The organism is Burkholderia sp. AU30198 (assembly GCF_020419825.1).
Lineage (GTDB): Bacteria > Pseudomonadota > Gammaproteobacteria > Burkholderiales > Burkholderiaceae > Burkholderia.
The window spans coordinates 87,423-101,187 of the sequence record NZ_JAIZSA010000021.1; the positions used below are offsets into that span (position 1 = coordinate 87,423).

Annotated in this window: 19 protein-coding genes; 12 read left to right on the forward strand and 7 right to left on the reverse strand. The window is 66.4% G+C overall.

The window, feature by feature from the left end; all coding sequences use genetic code 11:
* Positions 1-98: 98 nt before the first annotated feature.
* From LGN19_RS33440 to atsR, 3 genes are read left to right on the forward strand one after another with little or no spacing between them, the layout of a single operon-like run.
* Complete coding sequence (locus LGN19_RS33440) at positions 99-971, forward strand: response regulator (protein WP_122948607.1); 873 nt, start codon at positions 99-101, stop codon at positions 969-971.
* A 42-nt stretch (positions 972-1,013) separates the two neighbouring features.
* Entirely contained in the window at positions 1,014-1,517 is a 504-nt protein-coding gene (locus LGN19_RS33445) for a molybdopterin-dependent oxidoreductase (protein ID WP_226219518.1), read from the forward strand.
* Complete coding sequence (gene atsR, locus LGN19_RS33450) at positions 1,514-3,334, forward strand: hybrid sensor histidine kinase/response regulator AtsR (RefSeq protein WP_226219520.1); 1,821 nt, start codon at positions 1,514-1,516, stop codon at positions 3,332-3,334. Before LGN19_RS33445 ends, atsR begins: the two co-directional genes overlap by 4 nt.
* A gap of 33 nt (positions 3,335-3,367) precedes the next feature.
* Here atsR and LGN19_RS33455 read toward each other — a convergent pair whose 3' ends face one another.
* Together LGN19_RS33455 and LGN19_RS33460 are read right to left on the reverse strand one after the other, a co-directional pair.
* Positions 3,368-3,787 carry a secondary thiamine-phosphate synthase enzyme YjbQ gene (locus LGN19_RS33455; RefSeq protein WP_122948604.1) on the reverse strand — a complete coding sequence of 140 codons (420 nt, stop codon included), beginning with the start codon at positions 3,785-3,787 and terminating at the stop codon, positions 3,368-3,370.
* Between the two features lie 10 nt (positions 3,788-3,797).
* Complete coding sequence (locus tag LGN19_RS33460) at positions 3,798-4,124, reverse strand: thioredoxin family protein (RefSeq protein WP_122948603.1); 327 nt, start codon at positions 4,122-4,124, stop codon at positions 3,798-3,800.
* 229 nt (positions 4,125-4,353) lie between these two features.
* Here LGN19_RS33460 and LGN19_RS33465 point away from each other — a divergent pair, with 229 nt between their 5' ends.
* From LGN19_RS33465 to LGN19_RS33490, 6 genes are all read left to right on the forward strand, one after another.
* Complete coding sequence (locus LGN19_RS33465) at positions 4,354-5,064, forward strand: flavin reductase family protein (protein ID WP_226219521.1); 711 nt, start codon at positions 4,354-4,356, stop codon at positions 5,062-5,064.
* Positions 5,065-5,117: 53 nt separating this feature from the next.
* Complete coding sequence (locus tag LGN19_RS33470) at positions 5,118-5,450, forward strand: DUF2322 family protein (RefSeq protein ID WP_089463345.1); 333 nt, start codon at positions 5,118-5,120, stop codon at positions 5,448-5,450.
* A gap of 108 nt (positions 5,451-5,558) precedes the next feature.
* Positions 5,559-6,428, forward strand: coding sequence for a hypothetical protein (locus tag LGN19_RS33475; RefSeq protein WP_226219523.1), 870 nt, complete (start codon positions 5,559-5,561; stop codon positions 6,426-6,428).
* Positions 6,429-6,638: 210 nt separating this feature from the next.
* Positions 6,639-7,271 carry a LysE family translocator gene (locus LGN19_RS33480; protein ID WP_226219525.1) on the forward strand — a complete coding sequence of 211 codons (633 nt, stop codon included), beginning with the start codon at positions 6,639-6,641 and terminating at the stop codon, positions 7,269-7,271.
* A 216-nt stretch (positions 7,272-7,487) separates the two neighbouring features.
* Complete coding sequence (locus tag LGN19_RS33485) at positions 7,488-7,829, forward strand: type II toxin-antitoxin system RelE/ParE family toxin (protein WP_226219527.1); 342 nt, start codon at positions 7,488-7,490, stop codon at positions 7,827-7,829.
* Entirely contained in the window at positions 7,816-8,103 is a 288-nt protein-coding gene (locus tag LGN19_RS33490) for a helix-turn-helix domain-containing protein (protein ID WP_175002412.1), read from the forward strand. Before LGN19_RS33485 ends, LGN19_RS33490 begins: the two co-directional genes overlap by 14 nt.
* Positions 8,104-8,131: 28 nt before the next feature.
* Here the strand turns inward: LGN19_RS33490 and LGN19_RS33495 are convergent, their stop codons facing one another.
* From LGN19_RS33495 to LGN19_RS33505, 3 genes are all read right to left on the reverse strand, one after another.
* Positions 8,132-8,854, reverse strand: a complete 723-nt coding sequence (locus tag LGN19_RS33495; RefSeq protein ID WP_226219528.1) for a YebB family permuted papain-like enzyme — start codon at positions 8,852-8,854, stop codon at positions 8,132-8,134.
* A 136-nt stretch (positions 8,855-8,990) separates the two neighbouring features.
* A complete protein-coding gene (locus tag LGN19_RS33500) occupies positions 8,991-9,560 on the reverse strand; it encodes a hypothetical protein (RefSeq protein ID WP_174950407.1) in 570 nt (189 codons plus the stop codon).
* Positions 9,561-9,782: 222 nt separating this feature from the next.
* A complete protein-coding gene (locus LGN19_RS33505) occupies positions 9,783-10,241 on the reverse strand; it encodes an Lrp/AsnC family transcriptional regulator (protein ID WP_006486309.1) in 459 nt (152 codons plus the stop codon).
* A 124-nt stretch (positions 10,242-10,365) separates the two neighbouring features.
* Here LGN19_RS33505 and LGN19_RS33510 point away from each other — a divergent pair, with 124 nt between their 5' ends.
* From LGN19_RS33510 to surE, 3 genes are all read left to right on the forward strand, one after another.
* A complete protein-coding gene (locus LGN19_RS33510) occupies positions 10,366-11,100 on the forward strand; it encodes an AzlC family ABC transporter permease (RefSeq protein WP_174939530.1) in 735 nt (244 codons plus the stop codon).
* A complete protein-coding gene (locus LGN19_RS33515; protein ID WP_069250570.1) occupies positions 11,093-11,401 on the forward strand; it encodes an AzlD family protein in 309 nt (102 codons plus the stop codon). The genes LGN19_RS33510 and LGN19_RS33515 overlap by 8 nt, the downstream gene beginning before the upstream one ends.
* Positions 11,402-11,581: 180 nt before the next feature.
* On the forward strand, positions 11,582-12,361 hold the full coding sequence (surE, locus tag LGN19_RS33520; RefSeq protein WP_122948596.1) for a 5'/3'-nucleotidase SurE: 780 nt from the start codon (positions 11,582-11,584) through the stop codon (positions 12,359-12,361).
* A gap of 181 nt (positions 12,362-12,542) precedes the next feature.
* Here the strand turns inward: surE and LGN19_RS33525 are convergent, their stop codons facing one another.
* Both LGN19_RS33525 and LGN19_RS33530 read right to left on the reverse strand, forming a co-directional pair.
* Entirely contained in the window at positions 12,543-13,277 is a 735-nt protein-coding gene (locus LGN19_RS33525) for an SDR family NAD(P)-dependent oxidoreductase (protein ID WP_226219580.1), read from the reverse strand.
* Positions 13,187-13,717: a glycoside hydrolase domain-containing protein gene (locus LGN19_RS33530; protein ID WP_226219530.1), complete on the reverse strand. Its 531-nt coding sequence runs from the start codon at positions 13,715-13,717 to the stop codon at positions 13,187-13,189. The genes LGN19_RS33525 and LGN19_RS33530 overlap by 91 nt, the downstream gene beginning before the upstream one ends.
* Between the last annotated feature and the right edge of the window lie 48 nt (positions 13,718-13,765).

Consider the following 13,765-nt stretch of genomic DNA (forward strand, 5'->3'; position numbering starts at 1 on the left):
AAATGGCATGTCAAGGTGATTCGCGTTTTCGAAGTTTGCGTGTCACGTCAGTTTTGATATGCTCTCCCTCGCCAAAAACCCCTGGAGACCCCATCGAGATGTCCAACAGCGAGCAGGCCAACGTCGATCTCATCACCGCCAACAAGGTACGCGACCTACTGAACCGGAACGGCATTCCGCCGCGAAGTCACAACACGACGATCGCGAATGTGCTCGGCCTCAGCTTCTCGGTCGTCACGCGCAAGATGAAAGGCCTGATCCCGTGGAACCTGTCGCAGTTGCAGGACATCGCGACCCACTTCGGCGTGCCGCCCGCGATCCTGCTCGACGACAAGGGCACGCAGCCGGCCGCCCCCGAGATGATCGACGCGACGCTCGTGATCGAGACGCGGCGCTTCCGCTGCCGCGCCGCGATCTCGACCAAGGCCAGCAGCCAGATCGAGACGGATTTCGTCGCGCTGCAGTGGCAGGGCGAATGGCTCATCACCGAGCGTCAGCACGCACGTGAGGGCCGCACGTATCCGGTCGACGTCATCGAGCTGCGCTCGACGCAGCCGAACGTGTATGCGGCGCGGATCGCCGTGGTCGACGATTCGCAGGACGTCGCCGAAACGGTGTGTGAATATTTCATCGAAAAAGGCGTGAACGCGATTCCGTACTTCGACGGCGCGACGTTCCGCAAGGCGCTGGAGGTCGAGGATTTTGACGGCTACATCCTCGACTGGATGCTTGGCGACCAGACGGCCGCCGAACTCGTGCGCGGCATCCGCTCGAGCGAGAACAGCGGCGCGCCGATCTTCCTGCTGACCGGCAAGATCTCGACCGGCGAAGCCAGCGAGGACGAGATCGCGCACATCGTGTCGCACTACAACGCGCGCTGCGAGGAAAAACCGGTGCGCCTGCCGATCCTGTTCGCCGAAGTGGCGCGCGAACTGAAGATCACGCTACCGGCCGTGGCCGCCGCGAACTGAGGCCACAGCGACACACCACTCCCGCACGACCGAGGGCAAGACATGCGAATTTCGACCATCTGGACCAAGAGCCTGCTGACGGCCTGCCTGCTCGGCATGGCCGCCGCGACCTGGGCGGCTTCGTCCTTCACGTTCACCGTCGACGGCAAGATCGACAAGCACAACCAGCAGGGCAAGACGGCGTACGTGTTTTCCGAGCAGGCGCTGATGGCGCTGCCGCAGCATACGATCGTCACGTCGACCAGCTGGACGCCGAAGGCGACCTTCACCGGCCCGCGCCTGTCCGACATCCTGAAGGTCGTCGGCGCGCACGGCACGCAGATCGAGTTCCGCTGCATCGACGAGTACACGTTCACGATTCCCGTGTCCGACGCCGATCGTTACGGCGTAATCCTCGCGCGGACGATGAACGGCAAGGTGCTCGGCAACGACAACTACGGCCCGCTGTGGATCATGTACCCGCGCGACCAGTATCCCGACGAACTGAAGACGCCGCTCGGCGAAGCCAAGTTCGCGTGGCAGATCATCGGCCTGACGGTGAAATGAAACGCCGGCGGCGGAAGAACAGAAAGATCATCCTGATCCTCGGCTCGCTGTGGATCATGGGGTTCGCCGCGTGGGCGTTCCTGCTGTGGGACCTCCTCGCCACGTCGGTCAACGAGGGCGTGCTCGAAGGGCCGCGCGAAGGCGTGTTCTGGACCGCCGCGCAATACCGGAACGTCTATACGCGGTTCGACCGGCAACTGATCCTCTACGCGACGCGCGAGGACGACGACTTCGATCACGTGCAGATGCAGCTCGACAGCCTGTCGGTGTCGTTCGGCTTTCTGCAGCGGCCGTCGGAAGTGTCCGAATACTGGCTGCGCATCCCGCGCGCGCGCAACGAGATCGACACGCTCGGCGAATTCATGACGCGCCTGAAACGCGACGTGCCGTTGCTGCGCGACTCGCCGAAGCACGCGCAGCAGGTGATCGACGAAGTCAATGCGTACTGGCCGAAGGTCAACGGCCTCGCGAACTATTTCCGCGCGATCGAGATGGCGCAGCGCGACTTCACGTTCCATCAGCTGAAGGAAAAGCAGCGCGCGATCCTGATCCTCGGCATCGTGCTCGGCGTGATCCTGTGCGCGCTGTTCCTGCTGCTGTTCTATACGATGCGCACGCGCGACGATCTGCTCGAACGGCAGGACGCGGCGCTCGACGCCGAACGCAAGGCGTCCGACCGCGCGTTCGAAATGATCGAGGCGAAAAACGCGTTCCTCGGGATGGTCAGCCATGAATTGCGCACGCCGCTGCAGGCGATCTGCGGATCGATCGAGATCCTGCTCGCGCGCCCGCAGTCGGACGCGAACCTGAAGACGATCCGGCGGCTGCAGAATTCCGCGTCGTCGCTCGAAGCGCTCGTCAAGGACCTGACCGACTACATCAAGCTGCGCTCGACGAAGCGCCTTGCCGAACGGGAAACCGTCAGCATGGCGTCGCTGCTCGCCGAGGTGCTCGACCCGCTGCGCGAGAAGATCGCGGCCAAGCGGATCGCGATCGTGCAGCGGGTCGAGCCGCACGACCTCGCGATCCGTTCCGATCGCAAGCTGTTGCGCCAGGTGCTGTCGAACCTGATCGAGAACTCGGTCAAGTACACGCTCGGCGGATCGATCGACGTGTCGATCACGCTCGCCGACGCGCCGGCCGGCCAGCAATTGAAGATCGCCGTGCGCGATACGGGCGCCGGCATCGCGAAGCAGCACCTGTCGAAGATCTTCGAGCCGTTCTATCGCGCGAACGACGCGGTCGGGCTGCATGTGGACGGAATCGGCATGGGGCTCGCCGTCGTGCGCGAAATCGTGACGACGCTGCGCGGGCATGTGGACGTGCGCAGCGCGGTGGGCGAAGGCAGCGAGTTCGTCGTGACGCTGCCGGCCGAAGTGCCCGGCAGCGACACCGCCGGCAACGCGGCCGGCGATGCGCCCGCGCTGCCGCACGCGGCCGCGCACCGCGACCGGCGCGCGCTGGTGATCGACGACGACGACAACGCGCGCGAAACGCTCGGCGCGATGCTGTCGGCGCTCGGCATCGAAGCCGATCTGTGCGGCACGGGGCAGGAAGGCGTCGCGCGCTTCGGTACGCGCCATTACGACATCGTCGTGCTCGATCTCGAGCTGCCGGACTTGAGCGGCTTCGAGGTTGCACGGCGCATGCGTACGGTCGCGGTACCCAATGACGACGGCCGGCATCCGGCGATCCTCGGCGTCAGTGCGTATGAATCGGCCGCGTTGCGCGAGAACAAGCAGGTATTCGACGCATTCCTGCCGAAGCCCGTCCACCTGCGCGAACTCGGCGCGCTCGTCGAGAAACTGCTCGCCTGAGCCGGTGCGCGGCGATGCGCCGCGTACGCCCGCTTACTCGCCGATCAGGTGCAGCACGATATCGCGCCGGTGCGGCGCGCGGCGATGCTCGAACAGGTAAATCCCCTGCCATGTGCCGAGCACCATGCGCCCGTGCTCGACCGGGATCGACAGTTGCACCTGCGTGAGCGCCGTGCGCAGGTGCGCCGGCATGTCGTCGGTGCCTTCCGTGTCGTGCTCGTAGCGCGTGGCATCCTCGGGCGCGAGCGTCGCGAAGTAGCGTTCGAGATCGCGCTGCACCGACGGATCCGCATTCTCCTGGATCAGCAGCGACGCCGACGTATGGCGGCAGAACACGGTGAGCAGGCCGGTGCCGATCGCCTGCTGGTCGACGAATGCGCGCACCTGCGACGTGAATTCGACGAGGCCGCTGCCGCGCGTGTCGATGCCGATGTGCGTGATCGCCTGTTGCATCGCCGTGACCTCAGGCCAGCGCGGCGAAGCCGTCGGCTTCGATCTGCTTCGCGTCGGCGGGGCGCACGACGCGCGCGACTTCGACACCGTCGCGCAAGAACACCAGCGTCGGCCACAGCTTCACGCCGAACGAGCGGCCGAGCGGGCGGCCCGGGCCATCCTCGATCTTCAGGTGGCGCACGGCGGGATGCGCGGAAAACGACGCCACGATCGCCGGCTGCGCACCCGCGCAGATCCCGCACCAGTTCGCGCCGAATTCGATGACGGTTGCGCCGCCCAGTGCGTCGACTTCCGCGCGCGTCGGCGCGCTGGCGGTGTAGCGTTGCTCGGTATCCATCGGGCCCTCGTGTGTGTTGGCGGAGCAGGGCTGCGCGCGCCCTTGCGATGCGGCAGGTGCGGCCTGCGATCTCCTACTGTAGCGGAAAAGCGCGCGCGGTGCCGGGCGGTCCTGCCCGGCGCAAATGCCGTCTCCGCACACCGTCCGGAATGACACGACAAGATTCGGAGCGCCGCGCCACCGCGACAGGATCAGCATGCGGACTGATCCCTCAACGAAGGCACCGATCATGAACGCTCCGCATTGCGTCACCGAACCGAACATCCTCTATTTCGGCACGCCCGTCGTGCTGGTCAGCACGCTGAACGAGGACGGCACCGCCAATCTCGCGCCGATCTCGTCCGCGTTCTGGCTCGGCTGGCGCGGCGTGATCGGCATTGGCACCGGTTCGCAGACCACCCGCAACCTGCTGCGCACCGGTGAATGCGTGCTGAACCTGCCATCGTCGGCGCAGGCGCACGCGGTCGACCGCATCGCGCGCACGACCGGCACGTATCCGGTACCCGAAAGGAAGCTCACACGGGGCTACGTGTACGAACCCGACAAGTTCGGCACGGCCGGGCTCACCGAAGTTGCCTCGCAAACCGTTGCGCCGCCACGTGCGCTCGAATGCCCGGTGCACATGGAAGCGGTCGTCGCGGCCACGCACGGGATCGGTGAAGAAGCGCCTGACGTGCGCGGTCTTATCCGCGTGTTCGAGGTGCGCATCCAGCGCGTGCACGTGCATCCCGACCTGCTGATGGACGGTGAGCCGGACCGCATCGATCCGGACAAGTGGTCGCCGCTGATCATGAGTTTTCAGAAGTTCTACGGCCTCGCGCCGCATCAGGTGCACGCGTCGCGGCTCGCCGAGATTCCCGAGCGTGCCTATCGCAGCCCCGACATCGAGCGCTCGCGTGACGCGGGCGTACCGGCCGGTGCGCAGAGGCCGATCGGATAAGATACGGCCGGCCATGCTCATTGGCCCCTGACCGAACCGACGGAGTGTTTTCAGTGATTCAACCGACCCCAGTATTCAAGGACAACCTCGCTCAACTGCCGGCCATCGACGGCGTCGCGCGCATCGATCTCGTCGGCGCGAACGGCGACGTGGTCGCGACCATCGAGAATCAGCCGGGCAAGCAAGGCTCGCTCGCGGTGTACCACTACCTGAAGCAGGCATTCGGCACGCTCGACGCGAAAGCCGCCGAGCACGGCCTCGCGGTGTTCGCCGAACATACGGCCGACGCACGCAACCGCCCGGGCGCGCATCCGAACGTCGATCGCCTGCTGGCGATCGTCGACGGCGGCGAAGCGCTGCGAATCGACGTCGTCGCGAAGGGCTGAATCGCCGGCGGCACACAGGCGCGCTGCCGGCCAGTGCGCGCGACCGTGACACGCGGGCGAAAACCCGCGATCATCGCGCCCGTATCCCTTTCCCCGGAGACAGCCTGCGTGTCCCGTTTCATTGCGTTGCCGTTTGCCCGCCGTCTGGCTTCGATCGTGTCGATCGCGGCCGTTGCGTGTGCCGCGCTCGGCGGCACGGCCTCGGCCGATCCGCTGCGGACGGCCTCCAATATCGCCGGTGCGTCGCTGGTACCGCTCGGCGTGCTGCCGCACTCGCCGGAGAACGGCTCGCTCGACTCGTTCTGCACGCAATACCGCGCGAAGACCACCACCGCGGCCGGCCGCGAAGTCGCGAAGCGCGACTGGATCGTGACGTCCGAGGCGCCGCTCGGCCGCTACACGGTCGTCACGTTCGCGAGCGGATTCAGTGCCGGCACGAGCGCGATCTGTTTCGCGCGCAACGGCAACGTCGGCGTGTTCGACGGCACGACGCTCGTCGCGCTCGGCTACACGGCGCGCAAGGCGGGCTGGCAGTTCGGCATGGCCGACCGGCTGGAAAACGGCGCGCTGCTGATCTGGGGCGGCGACGGCCCGGCGGCGCCCGTCGGCGAGTTGCACGAAGAGAACGGCGGCCTGCGCCTGACCCGGGTAGCGGCTGAAAGCGCTTACTGCCAGGGCCGCGCGGTCGTGCCGAACGTGTACGGCAAACCGCTCGACGTCGCGCGCCGGATCCTGATCGCGAAAGGCTGGCAACCGCTGCGTCCGCGCGAGAAACCGGATGCGACGGACGGCGCGGCGACGCTCGCGAAGCACGGCATCATCGAAGCCGAAGCGTGTTCGGGTACCGGCATGGGCTATTGCGCGCTGCGCTACCGGAGCGCGGCCGGCGTGCTCGGCGTGACGACGGTCGGCGGCGAGCCGGACAAGCCGTCGGCGAACACCGTGATCGATTATCAGGTGGCCTGCCGCAAGCCTTGAGCCGTGCGGCGATCGTCCGCACAAGGCGCTGCATCGGTGTGTACCGTTGACGCGATATCGAGCATTGTCGAGGTGCCAAGGGCAGCGCACGTGCGTTGGCGATCGGCCTCGACGGCCTGCCAGATCATCGTCCGTTCGTTCGATTGACCGGCCTCGCGCGCCCTCCTAAACTGACCTCCCTTTTACGCTGCATCCACGAAAGGGACTCCCATGATCGACCTCTCCACGCTCGCGCTGTTTTCCGGCGCGTGTCTCGCGCTGACCGCCACGCCGGGCCCCGACATGCTGCTGATCGCGTCCCGCAGCGTGAGCCAGGGCCGGCGCGCAGGTTTCGCGACGCTCGCGGGCATCCAGGCCGGCACCTACTGCCACGCGCTGGCGGCCGCGCTCGGGCTGTCGCAGCTCTTCGTCGCGGTGCCGCTCGCCTATGACGCCGTGCGCTTCGCGGGCGCCGCCTATCTGCTGTATCTCGCGTGGAAGACGTTCCGTTCGGATGCGACCGCACTGTCGCCCGTCGCGTCGCAGCGTCGCCACTCGACCGCGACGATCTTCCGCCAGGGGCTGACGACGAACCTGCTGAATCCGAAGATGGCGCTATTCGTGCTCGCGCTGTTTCCTCAGTTCGTGCGGCCCGGGCACGGTTCGATCGCCGTGCAGATTCTCGTGCTCGCGACGGTGCTGAACCTGATCGGTATCGTCGTGAACGGCGCGGTCATCCTGTCCGCGAGCCGGCTGAGCCAGCGGATCGGCGCGCGCCGCCGCCCGTCGAAGCTGCCGCAGTATCTGCTCGGGTCGGTGTTCGTGGGGCTGGCGGCGCGGTTGGCGGTGGCGGGACGGAGCTAACACCACCACTCTTCCATCGCGCGTCGCGCGCGCCGGCAACGAATTGCGCACCTTGCCGACTCCGGATTGCCTGAGAACAGTCGGGCTCGCACATCCTCGCCGAAGCCCCCAGCCTACGTAACGGCGACTCCAACCCTCCTGCACGTCTGACCAGCCGCCCTCATCTGCAGTCGCGGCTGGCCACGGTTCTTGCATCAACATAACATATTTGTTACTATGCTGACCAATGCGTACGAAATACGGTTCTTCAATGAGCGTGTCGAGGAGGGAGTGGCCGCGTTACCCAAGACACTCATCGCCCGGTTCTATGCGCTCGTTGACCGCATGGAACAGTACGGCCCGAACCTGGGCGAACCCCACACGCAATCGATGGGAAACGGACTGTACGAAATGCGATTGAAGGGCGCGGAAGGTATTGCCCGAGTGTTTTATTGCGCAATCGTCGAGAGGCGTATCGTCATGCTTCATTGTTTTGTGAAGAAGACGCAAAAGACGCCACAGAAGGAACTGGAAACGGCGCGCCGTCGACTGAAGGAGGTTCGTGATGGCAACGTATAAGGAACTGCGCGAGCGTGCATTGACCGACCCCGAGGTGCGCGCTGAATACGAACGACTGAACCGCGAGGAATTCGCACTGCTCGACGCAATGCTGGCTGCCCGACGAGAGGCCGGGCTGTCTCAAGCCGATGTGGCGGAGCGGATGGGCACGAAGGCACCGGCCATAACACGACTTGAGCGTGCGCTCGCAACGGGCCAGCATTCACCGTCCATCGATACGTTGCGCAAATATGCGGCGGCTTGCGGTAAAAAGCTCGTGATCTCGTTCGCCTGAACCTCCCGTAAGCCGACGCATCGAAGCGCTACATTCCACCGCGTCGGCAGGCAGAGGCGTCACCGATTCCCACTCCGTCATCCCCTGCGTCACAAGCGCGCGTATCCGCCACCACCCGCAACGCCCCGCTATCGAGCAAACTCGCCGGCGTCACCGTGCGGCGGCGCCACGGAATCCGGCCGAAGTACCAGATCTTCCAGAAGCCGAGCGGATGGTCGGGATTCCGGCGCAGCAGCATGTCGAAGGTCTCGACGTCGCCGAGCACGATCCGCGTCGCATCGCGCACGACTTCACGCACGAACCGCGAGCAGAACTGCCGGCGCGACGCGAGATTGAACCCCGTGTCGTAGACCACGCCGATCCGGCGCATTGCCGCGTCCACGAGCCGGCGCCGCTGCGCGGCATCGAGCGGCTGCTTCAGCCGCGCGATCACGCACGCGCCGCGATCGGAGCGCGCGAGAAACCGCGACATCGTCGTGACGCGCGATAGCGGAAACGTGCTCTCCGCGATCAGCGGCTCGCCGCCGCGCTCGCCGACCACGATCCCGACGTGATTCGTCCACGAGCGCGTCGCGCTCGCCACTTCGAGAAACGGCCGCACGGTCACGCGGATGAAGACGATGTCGCCGATCTCCGGCTCGACCGGCAGCGGCATGTGATGCGGACCGTGAGAACCCACGGAGAAGAGATGCCGCCGGCCCGCTTCGGGCGAGCGGATCATGAGCGGCTGGCAGCCGGTATCGACAACCATATTGACCTCGCGCGAGTGGATATGGCGCGAGCATGTCAGCAGCAGCCGCGCGCAGCATCCGCTTGTTGCGCGAGGGCGGGGATCCGCGCCGCCGGGTAGCGGATTTCGATACCGGTGCGCGGCGGCCGCGCTGCCTTCAGCGCGTCGCGCCCAGCGCCACGCGCAGCCGCTCCATCAACTGCGTGTAGTGCCGCAGCACGTCGTCCTTCGGCACGACATTCGCGGTCGCGAAACGGTCGGACCACACCGGTTTCCACTCATACGAGCCGTGTACGCTGCGATCGCCGTCGGGTGCCTGGATCAGCGAGCGGATCCGTGCATCGCGGCCCGGGCCCGTATGCATGTCGAACAGCGCGTGGATGTACGTGTGATACGCGTCATACACGTCGTCGTCGAACAGGTAGCGGTAGATGTGGAACGTGCGGTCGAGGTCGCGCTTCGCGCGGATCACGTCGTCCGGCGAGATGTCCTTCCAGTAACCGATCCACGTGTAGAAGCACAGCAGCGCATTGAGCTGCGGCGCAACCGCGTCGTACAGCGCGAGCCGCTTTTCGATCAATCGCTGGTTGGTCCACTGCACGAGTTCGAGCCGCTTCAGCCGGCGCGCGACGAGCCAGCCGAGACACGCGACCGACAACGGCGTCAGCACGCCCAGCACGAGCTTGACGATTTCCAGCGAATTCCACGGAGTGTTGATTGGCTGCATGAATGGCCCGACAAGAAGAAACGCATCCGCGCATGACCCGGCGCGCAGCGCCGCCCGCCCGATCGCGGCGACATTGACCGTTAGTTGCTTGCGCATCGAACGTCGCACAACAATGCAGGCAACCGGTTCGAAGCGGCGTGATTCGTCAGTCTATCGGACGATTGTCACCGCGCCGTGACCGTTCGTCGACCCGTCGTCGCGTGGCCATGCACCCGCGTCACGCTAGGTCGGCAGCGCCGACGTGAGCTTGACCTTCTGCATCGGAATGTCGGTCTTCACGCTCAGCACGCCCGGAATGCGCGTGAGGTATTCCATCTGGAAGCGCCGGTAGTCGTCGATGTCGGCCGCGACGACACGCAGCAGGAAATCGCAGTCGCCGGCCATCAGGTGGCATTCGACGACTTCCGGCATCTGCTGGACGGCCTCGGCGAAGCGGTTCACCGATTCCGCGTCCTGCCCCTTCAGCCACACGCGCGTGAAGATCGTCAGCCCCTTGCCGACTTTCGCGGGATTCAGCACGGCCACGTATTTCTCGATCACGCCGGCTTCCTCGAGGAGCCGCACGCGCCGCAGGCACGGCGACGGCGACAGCCCGACCTCGTGCGCGAGCTCCACGTTCTGCATGCGGCCGTCGCGCTGGAGCGCGCTCAGGATCCGGCGGTCGATGGCGTCAAGTTTCATTGGCATTCAATTCCAAAAAAATCGCGTATCACGCGTTCAATGCCAAATTCTGAGAAAAATCTGGCCACAACGCAACCCGATTCGAGTCAAAAAAGCAGACAATTCCTCCCCCGAAGGAGGAGTAATGAGCAGTAGCGTTTCAACGTCGTCAGGGCTTCGCGACAAGCCCGCCTATGTCGCCGAGATGGGTCGCGGTTTGCGCGCGGCGCTGCCCGTCATGCTGGGTTTCGTGCCGTTCGCGCTCGTGCTGGGCGCGCAGGCCGCGCAGAAAGGGCTGAGCCTGTTCGAAGTGCCGATGATGACCGGCATGAACTTCGGCGGCGGCTCCGAATTCGCGGCGATTCATCTGTGGACGTCGCCGCCGCACATCGCGCTGATCGTCGCGATGTCGTTCCTCGTGAATTCGCGCCACATCCTGATGGGCGCCGCATTCGAGCCGTATATCCGCCGCCTGCCGCGCCGCCGCGCGTTGTTCGCACTGTTCTTCATGTGCGACGAAAGCTGGGCGATGTCGCTCGCCGACGCCCGGGCGCGCTCGGCCACGCACATCAGCGTGCCCTATTACGCGGGCATCTGCGTGGGGCTCTACCTGACGTGGATCTCGATGACCACGCTCGGCGCGGCAGTCGGCCCGACGATCGGCAACGTCGAGCAGTACGGCTTCGACATGGCATTCACCGCCGTGTTCCTGGTGCTGCTGCGCGGGATGTGGAAAGGGATGCGTGCGAGCCGCCCGTGGTTCGTGAGCCTCGTCGTCGCGGCGGCCACGCACCTGGCCGTGCCCGGCGCGTGGTACGTCGCGGCCGGCGCCTGCGCGGGGCTGATCGCCGCGCTGCTGTGGGAGCCGCGCGATGCCTGATTTCCCGGATTTCAGCACGGTCGCGACGATCGTGCTGATGGCGTCGACCACCTATCTGTCGCGCATCCTCGGCTACGTGCTGCTGCGCAACCGCACGCTGAGCCCGCGGATGGCGTCGGTGATGGAGAACGTGCCGGGCTGCGTGCTGATCTCGGTGATCGCGCCGGCCTTCGTGTCGACGCGCCCGGCCGACCTGCTCGCGCTCGCCGTCACGCTGATTGCCGCGACGCGCCTGTCGATCCTGCCGACCGTCATCGTCGGCGTCGTATCGGCCGGCCTGTTGCGGCACCTGCTCGGCTGAGCGGTTCCGACCCGCCGCGCACGCCGCGGCACGAACACCGATCAACGGGCGCGCGATGCGCCCGTTTTCACCTCCGCGCCGAGCGCGCGACACGACGATCCTCACGCGGGAATGCTAGCCTTGTGGCTTGCGCCACGCTGTACTTCCCGCTCATTACCCATCTCCGCGAGGATCGTCCCGATGCAAGAAACCCGCCCGCTGTTCGACCGTGTCCTGCTCACCAACGACGACGGATTCGACGCCCCCGGCCTTGACGTGCTCGAACAGGTCGCCACTCAACTGGCACGCGAAGTGTGGATCGTCGCGCCGGCGGAAGACCAGAGCGGCACGTCGCATTCGCTGAGCCTGCACGACCCGCTGCGCGTGCATCGCAAGGGCGAACGCCGCTTCGCGGTGCGTGGCACGCCCGGCGATTGCGTCGCGATCGCGATCAGCCATCTGATGAAGGACGCGCGGCCCGACATCGTGCTGTCCGGCGTGAATCGCGGCGGGAACCTCGGCACCGAAACGGTGTTTTCCGGCACGGTGGGTGCCGCGATGACGAGCATGCTGGTCGGCGTCCCGGCCATCGCGCTGAGCCAGGCCTTCATCGATCGCAACGCGGTGCCGTGGGCTACCGCACTCGCGCATGCACCGGACGTCATTCGCCGGCTCGTTGCCGCCGGCTGGGACAGCGACGCGTGCCTGAACGTGAATTTCCCGCCGCGGCCCGCCGACGAAGTGCGAGGGCTGAAGGTGACGAACCAGGGTGCCGGCACGCTGCAGGGCGTCGAGATCGTGTCGGGGCGCGACCCGCGCGACTTCGAATACCACTGGCTGAAGCTCTCGCGCGCGCCGCGCGACGACGATGCGGATTCGGAAACGGTCGCGCTCGGCGAAGGGTATGTCGCGGTCACGCCGCTGAAGTTCGAGCGCACGCACGATCAGGCGCTCGCGCAACTGCGATCGCGCCTCGGCTGATCGCGCAGTCCGGCAAGCAAGCGGTCGCGGTAATTACGCGTGACAACTGCGCGCGGGTGCGCGGCCGCTTCACTGCTTCACCGCTGCACCGCTGCACCGCTTCACCGCTTCACCGCTTCACCGCTTCACCGCTTCACCGCTTCACCGCTTCACCGCATCACCGCATCATTGAATCGCTGCATCACGTCAGGTTCATTCCCCCGTCGAGCATCACGATCTCGCCCGTCACGTAATCGGACGCGACGAGCATCGCGACCGTCTGCGCGATGTCGTCCGGCGTCGCCGCACGGCGCATCGGCGCACGCTCGCGCCAGAGCTGCTGCGCGTCTGTCCAGTCGGCCGTGAGCGGCGTATCGACGAGCCCCGGCGCGACCGCATTGACGCGAATCGCCGGCGCGAGCGTGCGCGCGAGCAGCCGCGTCGTGTGATTGAGCGCGGCTTTCGCCGCCGCATACGGGATCGATGCGCCCTTCGGCCGCACGCCCGCATGCGAGCTGACGTTCACCACGCACCCGGCCCGCCCGTGCGACGCCGCCTCGCGCAGCGCGGCCTCCGCCTCGGCGACGAGCCGGAACGGCGCGATCACGTTGATCTCGTGCATCTCTTGCCACACGTCAGGGGTCGCCGCGGCGAGATCGTCGTGCGGAATCACGCGGCTGACGCCCGCGTTGTTGACCAGCACGTCGAGCCGCCCGTGCACGGCCAGTGCGTCGCGGATCAGCCGCACGCGTTCGGCATCGTCGGCGAGATCGGCCTGCACATAGACCGCGCCAAGTTCGCGCGCCATCGCGCGCCCTACGTCGGCCGAGCTGCGCGAATGCAGGATCACCGCATAGCCGTCCGCCGCCAGGCGGCGCGCGATCGCCGCGCCGATCCCCGACGTCGATCCGGTGACGAGCGCGACCGGCCGATGCAGGCGCGACGCGCGCGGCTCGGCAACGGCTTCGGTTTCAGGTTCCGTTTCGGGAATCGGGGCAGAGATCGGCGGGAGCGGCGCGTCCATATCGGGGAACCCTGTCGGTGGCGTTCCCGCATCATAAGCGCGACGAACCCCGTTGACACGAACGGGGCGGCAACCGCCGCCGGGATTGCATCGGTGAAGCTGGAGTGGCCGGCAGTCGGCGTCAGCGCATCCATGTCGTCCATCACCGTGCACACGCGGTCCTGCGTCTTCGACGGCATGCCCGCTACGTCGTGCAGATACGGCAAATGGTTCGCCGGCTCGCTCCCCGCGAAGAACGGGGCGCTGCGGCCGGTCAGGCCTGAAATGCCCTGGTTGTTGAGGAAGGTCGGCCGGTTGGCCGGATCGAACGTGCGGTCGAGCCGTGCGATGAACGGGCTCTTGCCACCAGGCACCGCTCCGAGAAAAATCGACCCGTTTCGGACATTTCTGCCGCAGGCCCC

Bases quoted from the DNA above. Each gene is read 5' to 3' on its own strand.
- LGN19_RS33440 (WP_122948607.1), top strand. From the start codon at position 99: ATGTCCAACAGCGAGCAGGCCAACGTCGATCTCATCACCGCCAACAAG.
- LGN19_RS33445 (WP_226219518.1), top strand. From the start codon at position 1,014: ATGCGAATTTCGACCATCTGGACCAAGAGCCTGCTGACGGCCTGCCTG.
- atsR (WP_226219520.1), top strand. From the start codon at position 1,514: ATGAAACGCCGGCGGCGGAAGAACAGAAAGATCATCCTGATCCTCGGC.
- LGN19_RS33455 (WP_122948604.1), bottom strand. From the start codon at position 3,787: ATGCAACAGGCGATCACGCACATCGGCATCGACACGCGCGGCAGCGGC.
- LGN19_RS33460 (WP_122948603.1), bottom strand. From the start codon at position 4,124: ATGGATACCGAGCAACGCTACACCGCCAGCGCGCCGACGCGCGCGGAA.
- LGN19_RS33465 (WP_226219521.1), top strand. From the start codon at position 4,354: ATGAACGCTCCGCATTGCGTCACCGAACCGAACATCCTCTATTTCGGC.
- LGN19_RS33480 (WP_226219525.1), top strand. From the start codon at position 6,639: ATGATCGACCTCTCCACGCTCGCGCTGTTTTCCGGCGCGTGTCTCGCG.
- LGN19_RS33485 (WP_226219527.1), top strand. From the start codon at position 7,488: ATGCTGACCAATGCGTACGAAATACGGTTCTTCAATGAGCGTGTCGAG.
- LGN19_RS33490 (WP_175002412.1), top strand. From the start codon at position 7,816: ATGGCAACGTATAAGGAACTGCGCGAGCGTGCATTGACCGACCCCGAG.
- LGN19_RS33495 (WP_226219528.1), bottom strand. From the start codon at position 8,854: ATGGTTGTCGATACCGGCTGCCAGCCGCTCATGATCCGCTCGCCCGAA.
- LGN19_RS33500 (WP_174950407.1), bottom strand. From the start codon at position 9,560: ATGCAGCCAATCAACACTCCGTGGAATTCGCTGGAAATCGTCAAGCTC.
- LGN19_RS33505 (WP_006486309.1), bottom strand. From the start codon at position 10,241: ATGAAACTTGACGCCATCGACCGCCGGATCCTGAGCGCGCTCCAGCGC.
- LGN19_RS33510 (WP_174939530.1), top strand. From the start codon at position 10,366: ATGAGCAGTAGCGTTTCAACGTCGTCAGGGCTTCGCGACAAGCCCGCC.
- LGN19_RS33515 (WP_069250570.1), top strand. From the start codon at position 11,093: ATGCCTGATTTCCCGGATTTCAGCACGGTCGCGACGATCGTGCTGATG.
- surE (WP_122948596.1), top strand. From the start codon at position 11,582: ATGCAAGAAACCCGCCCGCTGTTCGACCGTGTCCTGCTCACCAACGAC.